Below are 11,704 nucleotides of genomic sequence, written 5' to 3'. Positions count from 1 at the left end.
CTTGAACTTCAAGGCTTAACCAAAAGCCTTTGTTCTTAGAATTTTCAGGGTTTTACATACTGTTCAGTTTTCAAGGTTCCTGATGCTTTCGCATCGAACGCAGAAGGAGGGATTTGAACCCTCGCGCCGCTACTAACGACCTACTCCCTTTCCAGGGGAGCCCCTTCAACCTCTTGGGTACTTCTGCAGGTTGATTTTTATATCTTATGAAATTAATAACCGTTCTTGAAACGGAGAGAGTGGGATTCGAACCCACGCGCCCTTTCGGACAAACGGTTTTCAAGACCGCCTCGTTATGACCGCTTCGATATCTCTCCAAAAATGTGCTTAACCATTATATAATGGATATTCATTTTTGTCAAGGACTTTTTCACTTTCTTTTTGAAAGTTTTCACAATCACCTGTGCGTCTTGACTCTTTAATTTTCGTTTCCGCTTTCTCAGCGGCAACAGAACATATTTTATCACTACTAAAGTATAAAGTCAACTGTTTTTTTGACTTTATTTATATTTTTTCGACAATCGAAAAAAAGAGGACGAAAGACCCAAAAGTCCCTCATCCTCTTGATTCTATAACGTCTTCTGATTAGCCAATCAGCTTACCTACGTTCAGCTTAACGCCCGGGCCCATGGTAGAAGTCATGGTTACACTCTTTAAGTAAGCGCCCTTTAAGGTAGCTGGTTTTGCCTTCAGGATAGCGTCAATAAGCGTCTGGAAGTTGTCCGCTAACTGCTCCTCTGTGAAGGAAGCTTTACCTACTGGCACGTGGATAATGTTAGTCTTATCAAGTCTGTACTCGATCTTACCGGCTTTGATATCATTGATAGCTTTGGTTACATCCATAGTAACAGTACCAGCCTTCGGGTTCGGCATTAAGCCCTTCGGTCCAAGTACACGACCAAGACGTCCTACAACGCCCATCATGTCCGGAGTAGCTACTACTACGTCGAAGTCTAACCATCCCTCGTTCTGGATCTTCGGGATCAGCTCCTCAGCGCCTACGAAATCTGCGCCTGCAGCCTGAGCCTCTTCTGCCTTCGGTCCCTTAGCAAATACAAGGATACGAACGGTCTTACCAGTTCCGTGCGGCAGTACAACTGCACCACGGATCTGCTGATCAGCATGACGGCCGTCACAACCAGTTCTGATATGAAGTTCTACGGTTTCATCGAATTTAGCACCTGCAGCCTTCTTCACGATGGAGATGGCATCTGCAGCTTCATAAAGGCTTGCGCGATCTACTAATTTAGCAGCCTCTACGTATCTTTTTCCTCTTTTCATTATAAAAAACCTCCTAGTGGTATTGTCGGGGAATTCCCTCCCACGTTACTGATAAACATCCCGAAAATTACTCGGCAACTGTGATACCCATACTTCTTGCTGTACCAGCGATCATGCTCATAGCAGCTTCAAGGCTTGCTGCATTTAAGTCAGGCATCTTTAATTCTGCGATCTTCTGCAGATCCTCTTTCGAGATGCTAGCTACCTTAGTCTTGTTCGGTGTAGCGGAACCGGATTTAATCTTGCAAGCTTTCTTTAACAAAACGGCAGCCGGCGGAGTCTTTGTGATGAAGCTGAAGCTTCTGTCAGCATATACAGTAATAACAACCGGGATGATCATATCGCCCTGGTCTGCTGTCTTAGCGTTGAACTCTTTCGTGAACTGTACGATGTTTACACCGTGCTGTCCAAGAGCCGGACCTACTGGCGGAGCTGGTGTAGCCTTTCCAGCAGGAATCTGTAATTTAATATATCCTGTAACTTTCTTTGCCATTGTTGGCACCTCCTATAAATTGTGGTAATTGCGGGGATTTCCCTCCCACAGGCTCATAAATGAACCTCTTTACATCATCTTCTTGATCTCTGTGAAGTTCAGTTCAACCGGTGTCTCACGGCCAAACAGTTCTACACGAATCGTCAGGGTCTGTCTTTCCTCGTTGATGGACTCGATAACACCAACGGTATCTTTCCATGCCCCTGTCGTTACAACAACCGTGTCGCCGACCTCAAAGTCAACGACAACGCCGGTTTCCTTAAATCCGAGACCGGCCATCTCCTCTTCCGTCAAAGGAACCGGTTTGGAGCCCGGACCAACAAACCCGGTCACTCCGCGGGTGTTGCGTACTACGTACCAGGTATCATCATTCATAACCATGTTGATCAGTACGTATCCGGGAAACATCTTCTTGGCAACCTGTTTATTGGCTCCATTCTTGACTTCGATAACTTCCTGCATCGGCACGGAAACCTCTAAGATCTGATCCTGAAGGTTCCGGTTCTCGATCGTCTTTTCGATGTCAACCTTTACTTTGTTTTCATAGCCGGAATAAGTATGCACTACATACCAATTTGCTTCTGCCATATTTCTCACCTTTGCCTTTACATAACGAAGTGCAGTCCAAACACGATTGCCGTGTCAAGAGCCGCAATGATAAGTCCCAGCGCAACGGAAACGGCGATGACCGCTCCAGTCTGCTTCGTAACTGTCTCTTTGTCAGGCCAGATGATCCTTTTGTACTCAGCTTTTAGACCTTTCCAGAAACTCTTTTTAGGAGCTTTTTTGGTATTTTCTGTATCACCCATTTTTGTCCTCCAAAGCGCTCAGGCAGATGCCCGATCGCGCAGAACCAACCAGTTACTCTTACTTCGTCTCTTTGTGTAACGTGTGTGTCTTACAGAATCTGCAGTACTTTTTGGTTTCCATTCTGTCCGGATGAGTTTTCTTATCCTTGGTCATGTTGTAATTGCGCTGCTTGCATTCTGTGCATGCCAGTGTAATTCTTGTACGCACAACTTCCACCTCCATTTTTCTTAGTATGCGATCTTTCCACTCTCCAACCGGAAATCTGGTTTTTGAGCATAAAAAAAAGACCTATGTTCTTCCATTCGCCCGTCTACTATATCATAAAAGAAGCGGCGCGTCAAGCAATAACTTGCCGACATTCGCCGCCTCTTTTATATTATAGATATCGTTTTCACTTAGTGCAGGCTGGAACCAGATTCTGCCCGCGCCTCGTATTTCACATTATCAGGACTTACAATGATGCTATAAAACAATCAGAAACGTTTACTCATCGGTTTCTTCCTCATCCGCCGCCTGGCTTCCGATAAAATGCGCCATTTTTCCAATCTTACCCATATGGCTTGTATCCACGCGGGTGATCTCCGGCTCATCAGCTTCCACAACATCATCCTCAAGCGCGGCGTTCTGATGCAGGGCGCCGCCCTCCTGGTTCTCCGCATTTTCCGGATTTTTTGTCACGGATGGATATTCTTCCGGGTTTTCCTTGGCATCCGCAAGCTTTTCATTCATGAATGTCTCAAACCGCTTTTGCTCTTCCTCGCTGGAAAATGCCGACTTGGCGATAAACTGCCAGGTTTTCTCGTTCGTCTCAAGCAGATACATCCGCTCAATCTCAACCATCTGCTCAATGTCGCTGTAGCTGTAAGTCTTGGTCATCTCCTGTGCCGCAACCGTCATGGTCAGTGTCTTCTCATCCAGCGTCAGATGTACGACTGGGAAATTGCCCGTCTTTTCCAAATTTTTAAGTCCGCTCCGTTTCCAGATCATCCGCTCCTGGTTCTGGTTTGAAATCATGTAAAACATGCCGATGCCGACCAGCACTGCTATCACGATGGACGGTACAAGAAGAACCAGATTGCCCTTTGCCTGCATCACATTTTTTCCCAGAAAGAGAGCTAAAAATGCGACATATAAGAGTGCCGACACCATCTTCATTTTCTTGGACTCATGCTTAAGCACGTTCCAGTGAATCCAGTTTTTATAATCTTCCTTTTCCAGGCGATATTCAAATTCCTGCATTCTTTTTACTCCTTTTCTTTCTTACTTGAAATCTCCCCCGCATTCCTTCCGTCTCCTGAACCTCTTTTTGCCTCTCCCGCAAACTTTTAGATTCAAATGCTTTCTACTATTCTTTTCATCCAGAAATGCCGGAGTATTTCCACTTATAAGGCTTCCCTCTGCCTATCTTCTCTATCATATCCCACTTTAGCGTCCTTGTCCAATACAAACGGCAAAAAAACAGACTTTTTCGATCCCCGCAGACAGAAGCGCCCGGGTACACGCTTCCGCCGTGCTTCCGGTCGTATAAATATCATCCACGAGAAGCACGTTTTGCACACCACTTGCCCGGATTGCCTCCGCATCTGCCTGAAACGCCTGTTGTAAATTCCGGAGCCGTTCATCTGGATTCAGCTCTTTCAGGGGTTCTGTATTTCGTATCCGATATAAAAATTCCGGGCACACCGGCATTTCCAGCCGCTCGCCCATCCGCTTTGCCAGAACCTCCGCCTGATTGAAACCGCGTTTCCGTTTCCGCGCCGGGTGGACCGGAACGGGAACCAGACCGTCAAACTGCCACTCCTCCCGATTTTCATACTGCCTCAGCTTTTCCGCTGCAGCTTCGGCATAAAAATCGAGATATTCCCTCTTATTTTTATATTTAACCGCTGCCATCGAGCGCGCAGCTTCCTCCGTATAGTTAAAGAGTGCCATCCCACGCGCAAATGACCGGCGATGTTTCACACAGTCTGGACAATATTCGATTTCTTCACTCCAAACTTCTTTTCCACATTTCTGACAAACCGGCGATTTGACAGGCGAAAGCCTCAAAAGACACGAAGGACAGATAAGCCTGCCCTTCGGCGTCACGATCTCCCCGCAGACCGGGCAGCGCCTTGGATATAGCGCATCCAGAGCGGCGCGGGGGAATTGATTCCATTTTATATTTTTTATCACAATGTCTCCATAATTTCTTCAATGCGGTCGCGCAGTCCCGAATAGCGCTTCTGTTCCATCGCATTGTCCACCATCTGCTGAAACACATACGGGACACCGACCAGGCAGACACAGGCTCTTGCCCTTGTAACCGCCGTGTAAATCAGATTCCGCGTCATCAGCATCTGCGGTCCGCTCCAAACCGGAATCACGACCGCCGGATACTCGCTTCCCTGCGACTTGTGGATCGTGATCGCATATGCCAGTTCCAGCTCCTCCAGCTGCTTGAAGCTGTACTCGACACGTTTTCCCTCATCATACTCCACGGTTACCAGCTCCGCAAAGGTATTGATCTCGCGGATGCGCCCAAGATCCCCGTTGAACACGCCGGCTCCCTTGTCCACCGGGATGCCGCTGCGGTTGTAGGAAGTCCACTCAATCTGGTAATTGTTCTTGATCTGCATGACCTTGTCGCCCACACGAAACGTCGTCTCGCCATACTCTTTTTCCGCCTTTTCTGCCGATGGCGGATTTAAAAATTCCTGCAAAATGGAATTTAACCGTATCGATCCCAGCACTCCCTTCCGCATCGGCGTCATGACCTGTACCTCAAACAAATCGGCATGGACGTAATTCGGCAGTTTTTCACGTACCAGCGTGATCATTGCATTGATGATCGCATTCGGATCATCACGCTTTATAAAGAGGAAATCTCTGCTTGACTTTCCGATCGGAATGCGCTCTCCGGCGTTGATGCGGTGGGCGTTGACGATAATATCGCTCTGCGCCGCCTGCCGGAAAATCCGGGTTAGCTTTACCACATGGAAACACTCTGACTCGATGATATCACGCAGGACATTGCCCGGTCCGACGCTCGGAAGCTGATCCACATCACCTACCAGAATCAGACGTGTGCCGACATTGACCGCCCGGAGCAGCGAATGCATCAGATTGATATCCACCATCGACATTTCATCGATAATGATGACATCAGCTTCCAGCGGATTGTCCTCGTTCCGCTCAAAATGCATCGAAGTCGTCCGGCTCTTCTCATCCTCCTCTGGCATTCCCGTCAGCTCTAACAGGCGGTGAATCGTCTTCGCCTCATAGCCTGTCGCCTCGGTCATCCTTTTTGCTGCGCGTCCGGTCGGGGCTGCCAGAAGGATATCCATGTCTCCCTTTTCAAAATACCGGATGATCGTGTTGATCGTCGTCGTTTTTCCGGTACCCGGACCGCCCGTGATTACCAAAAGTCCGCAGTTGACCGCCTCAATCACCGCGCGGATCTGCAGTTCATCCAGCTCGATCTGTTCCTCTTTCTGGATGACTGCCAGACTTTTCCGAATCTGTTCTTCCGATTCGGAACCAGTGATGTTTAAGTCGTGCAGCATGCGGGCGGTGTTTAGCTCGGTATAATAGTAGTGTGATGCATAAACGGCGCGTTCCGGGGCGTTTGCTATATTTGATACATTTGATGCATTCGGTTCACCCAAAACATCTGGCTGCGGCTGCATCTGCCCCGACACTGCCGATTCCGCCTGAACAAAAACATCCATTTCTGCTGTTTTCTGCTTTTTCCTCTCCCGGATCACCAGCCGTTTATCCATCTGCATATCCATCAGATGCTTGTCAATCTCGGAAATCTCAACCTGTAGAAGCTTTGCCGCCCGATCCGCCAGCTCGTCCTCCGGCAGGTATGTGTGCCCGTTCGCCGTCGCCTGATAGAGTGTATACAGGATGCCGCTCTTGATGCGGAAATCCGAATCTGCCACGATTCCTATCTTCGCCGCGATCTCGTCTGCCATCTTAAAACCGACGCCCGGAATATCGTCCGCCAGCTTATACGGATTGTTCTGGAGAATCGTGTACATTGCCGGACCGTATTCCTGGTAGATTTTAACCGCCAGATTGATGGAAATGCCATAATTTTGCAGAAACATCATCGCCTGGCGCATATCGCGCTTTTCCTCGACCTGTTCACCGATGGACATCGCCATTTTTTCACTGATTCCCTTGACCTCCGCGAGGCGTTCCGGCTCTTCTTCCATGATGCGGAATGTATCCGCCTTAAATTTTTTAACAATCCTGGAAGCTAAAGCAGCCCCGACGCCTTTGATGGTGCCGGAGCCTAAATATCGTTCCATGGAAACAGTATCCTCAGGCGCTTTCAGCTCATAGCTTTCCACCGCCATCTGTTCCCCGTAAATCGGATGCTCGGTCATACGCCCGCTCGCCTCGATCATCTCGCCCTCTGCGATGTAGGAAAAAGTGCCAACCAGCACATATTCCTCCCCGTCGTCCAAGCCGCTGATAGAGAGAACCGTATAGCCATTGTCCTCATTGCGGTATTTTATTTTTTCAATATATCCTTTAACTGCTGCCATATTTTTATGCTATCCGCCTTCCGGCGGTTCTCTTTAATCGTAGTTTTTCTTCTCACCGTGTGCGAACTCGATAAACTTACCAGTTCCGATCGCAACTGCGGTCAGCGGATCCTCTGCGATCATCGTGGAAATGCCAGTTTTCTCCTCGATCAGGGCATCCAGACCGCTTAACAGTGCGCCGCCGCCTGTCAGTACGATACCACGGTCAAAAATGTCGGCTGCCAATTCCGGCGGCGTCCGCTCGAGTACGTTGTGAACGGCATCTACGATCTGGAGTGCCGGCTCGCGCAGCGCTTCCAGCGTCTCGTCGGATGTGACAACGATCGTCTTCGGAAGTCCGGTAACCAGATTTCGTCCGCGCACTTCCATCGTGATTACCTCCGGACGGCGGTATGCCGCACCGATATTTATCTTGATCTCCTCAGCGGTTCTCTCACCGATCAAAAGATTGTGTTTCTTTCTCATGTAACGGACCAGTGCCTCGTCGAAGTCATCACCAGCCACTTTAATAGAAGTGCTGACTACGGTACCGCCCAGAGAAATAACGGCGATATCTGCCGTACCACCACCAATATCTACGATCATGTTGCCGCACGCCTTGGAAATATCGATACCAGCGCCGATCGCAGCTGCTACCGGCTCCTCGATGATCGAAACCTCGCGTGCGCCAGCCTGGTAAGTCGCATCCTCAACCGCCTTGCGCTCTACCTCGGTCGCACCGCTCGGGATGCAGACGCTGATACGCGGCTTGCGGAGTGTCTTCTTGCCGACTGCCTTGTTGATGAAATATTTCATCATCTTCTCTGTCACTGTATAATCTGAAATAACCCCCTGGCGCAACGGACGGACCGCTACGATATTGCCAGGGGTTCTGCCGATCATCAGGCGGGCTTCCTCGCCGATCGCCATGATCTTATTCGTATCCCGATCGATCGCCACTACGGACGGCTCTTTCAGTACGACGCCTTTTCCCTTGATATATACAAGGATGCTGGCTGTACCCAGATCGATACCAATATCATTGGACATCAACATAGTTGTTTTCCTCCTGCTCTGAATATGCACTCTTGAGTACATAAATCTATGAGTTTCATTGTATTTTATCTTCTTTATTTCAGCTTTTTTCGCTGCATCCAGCCCGCGCATTGTTTTAGAGCGGACTATACCACTTACTATTATATACAACTTTCGATTCTTTTGAAAGAGGTTTTTATTTTTTTATGGACTTTATATTTTTTTTATGAAAGGGACATATTTTAGTCACAAGTTTCTCCTATAATACAAGTATGTTATCCGAAAGGGTAACAGGCCTTTGTTTCAAGTGTTACTTGAAATAAAAAAGCTTTTTCATACTCATACCGGACGATACAAATCGTCCGGCCCCCCTAAGCCAATTTCTTTTTTATATATACCTACCATTCCCAATTTAAGAAAAACAGGAACGCCGTCGGACTCTCAGCCGATGGCGTTCCTGTTTTTTGTCAGCGCCAGACACCTAAAAAAAGGGCTCTATACTGAATGTTGGGGTACGCTCAAAAACATTTTTTCTTATATTTTCAGACTCCACTCACTGCAGTCCCAGACCTTCGTTGCGAATCCCTCATAGAAATCCGGTTCATGGCAGATCAGAAGGATATTTCCTTTGTACGCCGCCAGCGCACGCTTTAACTCCTCCTTCGCCTCAACGTCCAGATGGTTCGTCGGCTCGTCGAGAAGCAGAAGGTTCGTCTCGCGGTTGATCAGCTTACACAGGCGCACTTTTGCCTGCTCGCCACCGCTGAGCACGCGCACCTGGCTCTCGATGTGCTGGGTCGTCAGACCGCATTTTGCCAGTGCGGAACGCACCTGGTACTGGGTGTAGGACGGAAATTCTTTCCAGATCTCATCGATGCAGGTCGTCGTATTGCCCGGCGCCATCTCCTGTTCGAAATAGCCGATGGAGAGATAATCGCCCAGCGTCACCTTGCCGGACACTGCTGGAATCAAACCTAAAATACTCTTTAAAAGCGTCGTCTTTCCAATTCCGTTGGCACCGACCATCGCAATCTTCTCGCCGCGCTCCATATAGAGGTTCAGCGGACGGGACAGGGGCTCGTCGTAACCGATCACCAGATCCTCCGTCTCAAAAATACATTTTCCGGAGGCTCTCGCCTCCAGGAAGTTGAACTCTGGCTTCGGTTTTTCCTTCGCCAGTTCGATCACATCCATTTTATCCAGCTTTTTCTGGCGGGACATCGCCATATTTCGCGTGGAAACACGCGCTTTATTGCGTGCCACAAAATCCTGCAGCTGCGCGATCTCCTGCTGCTGACGCTTATACGCTGCCTCGAGCTGCGCTTTCTTCGCCTCGTGCACCTCGAGAAACTTGTCGTAATCGCCCACATAGCGGTCAAGCCGCTGATTTTCCATATGATAAATGATATTTACTACGCTATTTAAGAACGGAACATCGTGTGAAATCAGGATGAACGCATTTTCATATTCCTGCAAATACCGTTTCAGCCACTCGATGTGCTGCACATCCAGATAGTTCGTCGGCTCGTCCAACAACAAGATATCTGGCTTTTCCAGAAGCAATTTCCCGAGCAGTACCTTCGTTCTCTGTCCGCCGCTCAAATCCGTTACATCGCGGTCCAGACCGATGTCGGTCAGCCCCAGCGCACGTCCGACTTCCTCCACCTTCGCATCGATGGAATAAAAATCGTGGTTCATCAGAAGATCCTGGATCGTTCCCAGCTCTTCCATCATCACGTTCATCTCATCCTCCGATGCCTCGCCCAGATGGTCGCAGATTTCATTCATCTGCACTTCCAGCTCAAACAGGAAGGAAAATGCGCTCTTCAAAACCTCGCGGATCGTCATGCCTTTTTCCAGCACCGTGTGCTGATCCAGATAGCCGACGCGCACCCGCTTTGACCACTCTACTTTTCCCTCGTCCGGCTGCATATGCCCGGTAATAATATTCATAAACGTCGATTTACCCTCGCCGTTCGCACCGATCAGACCGATGTGCTCACCCTTTAACAGGCGGAACGAAACATCCTGAAAAATCGCCCGGTCACCAAAACCGTGGCTTAAATGTTCTACATTCAGTATACTCACGTGTGTACCTCTCCTATTTTTCTTTTTATTGTAAATTGTTTGTATTTGTTGAATTGTTCTTTGTTTTTCTGCAAATTTTATCCTGGAAAACAACTCCACTTCATATAAGATTTGCTTTCTGTACGTCTGCCTGCTGTCTGTGGCAAAGCCGACTTCGATTTATTGTACACGAAGCGTGCTTTTGTGGCAAGCGGAGATTTTGGAATTATCTTTTTTTACCCAGATGCCTTGAACTTTTCTAGATTTATATAGTAAGATAAGAAACAACTTCATTTTAGATACGTTTTTCAACCAATGAGAAAATGACTTGATTTTCTAAAGGAGGTTTTATGTATACCTATACCTGGTACCAATGGCTAGCTTTTTTCTATGTATACTGCTTTTTAGGGTGGATTTTCGAATCGACTTATGTTTCCCTGAAACAGAAACGGCTCGTCAACCGCGGATTTCTGCGGCTTCCGATGCTGCCGCTCTACGGTTCCGGCGCGGTGATGATGCTCTGGGTGTCCCTGCCGGTGCGGGACAGCCTGCCGCTCGTCTATATTTCCGGTTTTATCGCCGCCACGGCGCTTGAATATGTCACCGGCGCCGTCATGGAACGCCTATTCAAGGTCCGCTACTGGGATTACAGCAGCCAGCCGTTCCAGCTGCACGGCTATATCTGCCTGAGTTCCTCGATCGCGTGGGGATTTTTAACCATCTTTATGACCGATGTCATCCATGATCCGATCGCCCGCACTGTGCTTGCGGTTCCTCCGGTTATCCTGCTCATCTGCGATTTCGTCATCAGCGTTCTTTTCACCGCCGATGCTTACGAATCCATCAAGGCAGCCCTGGCTCTGGGTCATACGCTGGAAGCTATGACGAAGCTCAAAGCCGATATCGAAGAGCTCCAGTCCAAGATCGAGCTGCTGCGTGAGGAAGCCATTGAGCGCGGCGCCCTGACCCGTGAAGAAACAGCCGAAAAACTGGCAGCCGCCCAGGCAGAAGCCGCCCGCAGACTTGCCGCCGTCCGCAGTGACGCCGAAGAACGCCTGGCAACCGCACGCGCCGAGACTGCCAGACAGCTGCAGGCGGCTGCCACCGAACACAAAGAGCGCCTGGCTGAGACCAAGGCACTCGCCGAAAAACGCCTGTCCGATGTTCGAGAAGAAACCACCTCCCGCATCGAAGCTGCCAAAGCAGAAAACGCAGAACGCATCGAAGCTGCCAAACAGCGCGTCAACGAGCGCATTGCCGAAGTCCGCACCGAAGTCGATGCCCGCATCGCCTTCGACAACCGCCTCACCCGCCTGAGCACCCGGTTAGAAGAACTCAAACACCGCCGCCAGTCCCTGCGCCCGGCTAAAAAGCTCCATGCCTTCTACCGCCGCGGGCTGCTGAGAGGAAATCCTACTGCGGTTTCGTCGAAATTTGCAGCGGCGTTGAAAGAATTAAAAGAACAAAATAGCACAAAAATAGGACCTTTCGCATGAACGAA

At 49.1% G+C, this 11,704-nt stretch carries 11 protein-coding genes and 2 tRNA genes; 1 reads left to right on the top strand and 12 read right to left on the bottom strand.

Annotation, left to right across the window (positions count from 1 at the left end; genetic code table 11):
- Window positions 1–98: 98 nt before the first annotated feature.
- The 12 genes from DWX68_RS12080 to DWX68_RS12025 all read right to left on the bottom strand — a co-directional run bounded on the left by DWX68_RS12080 (window position 99) and on the right by DWX68_RS12025 (window position 10,224).
- Window positions 99–187, bottom strand: a tRNA-Ser gene (locus DWX68_RS12080).
- Between the two features lie 44 nt (window positions 188–231).
- Window positions 232–317 (bottom strand) — tRNA-Ser (locus DWX68_RS12075).
- A 268-nt stretch (window positions 318–585) separates the two neighbouring features.
- Window positions 586–1,281, bottom strand: a complete 696-nt coding sequence (rplA, locus tag DWX68_RS12070; protein ID WP_022359097.1) for a 50S ribosomal protein L1 — start codon at window positions 1,279–1,281, stop codon at window positions 586–588.
- A 67-nt stretch (window positions 1,282–1,348) separates the two neighbouring features.
- A complete protein-coding gene (rplK, locus tag DWX68_RS12065; protein WP_022359098.1) occupies window positions 1,349–1,774 on the bottom strand; it encodes a 50S ribosomal protein L11 in 426 nt (141 codons plus the stop codon).
- 69 nt (window positions 1,775–1,843) lie between these two features.
- Complete coding sequence (gene nusG, locus DWX68_RS12060; protein WP_022359099.1) at window positions 1,844–2,362, bottom strand: transcription termination/antitermination protein NusG; 519 nt, start codon at window positions 2,360–2,362, stop codon at window positions 1,844–1,846.
- A gap of 17 nt (window positions 2,363–2,379) precedes the next feature.
- Complete coding sequence (secE, locus tag DWX68_RS12055; RefSeq protein ID WP_022359100.1) at window positions 2,380–2,583, bottom strand: preprotein translocase subunit SecE; 204 nt, start codon at window positions 2,581–2,583, stop codon at window positions 2,380–2,382.
- Between the two features lie 58 nt (window positions 2,584–2,641).
- A complete protein-coding gene (gene rpmG, locus DWX68_RS12050; protein ID WP_207722866.1) occupies window positions 2,642–2,806 on the bottom strand; it encodes a 50S ribosomal protein L33 in 165 nt (54 codons plus the stop codon).
- 261 nt (window positions 2,807–3,067) lie between these two features.
- Entirely contained in the window at window positions 3,068–3,823 is a 756-nt protein-coding gene (locus DWX68_RS12045) for a YcxB family protein (RefSeq protein WP_118629636.1), read from the bottom strand.
- Window positions 3,824–4,009: 186 nt separating this feature from the next.
- Window positions 4,010–4,759 (bottom strand): ComF family protein, encoded by a 750-nt coding sequence (locus DWX68_RS12040; RefSeq protein ID WP_022359102.1) that lies wholly within the window; start codon window positions 4,757–4,759, stop codon window positions 4,010–4,012.
- Complete coding sequence (locus tag DWX68_RS12035) at window positions 4,756–7,122, bottom strand: ATP-dependent RecD-like DNA helicase (RefSeq protein ID WP_118629634.1); 2,367 nt, start codon at window positions 7,120–7,122, stop codon at window positions 4,756–4,758. Before DWX68_RS12035 ends, DWX68_RS12040 begins: the two co-directional genes overlap by 4 nt.
- Window positions 7,123–7,155: 33 nt before the next feature.
- Entirely contained in the window at window positions 7,156–8,157 is a 1,002-nt protein-coding gene (locus tag DWX68_RS12030; protein ID WP_022359104.1) for a rod shape-determining protein, read from the bottom strand.
- A gap of 513 nt (window positions 8,158–8,670) precedes the next feature.
- The gene (locus tag DWX68_RS12025; protein ID WP_022359105.1) at window positions 8,671–10,224 is read right to left on the bottom strand and encodes an ABC-F family ATP-binding cassette domain-containing protein; all 1,554 of its coding nucleotides are present in this window, start codon (window positions 10,222–10,224) and stop codon (window positions 8,671–8,673) included.
- Window positions 10,225–10,553: 329 nt separating this feature from the next.
- Between DWX68_RS12025 and DWX68_RS12020 the strand changes: the two genes are divergently transcribed.
- Window positions 10,554–11,699 (top strand): putative ABC transporter permease, encoded by a 1,146-nt coding sequence (locus tag DWX68_RS12020; protein ID WP_118472560.1) that lies wholly within the window; start codon window positions 10,554–10,556, stop codon window positions 11,697–11,699.
- Window positions 11,700–11,704: the final 5 nt, after the last annotated feature.

It is taken from the genome of Clostridium sp. AF20-7, from assembly GCF_003479275.1.
Lineage (GTDB): Bacteria > Bacillota > Clostridia > Lachnospirales > Lachnospiraceae > Otoolea > Otoolea fessa.
This window is presented reverse-complemented; position numbering and strand designations above follow the sequence as displayed.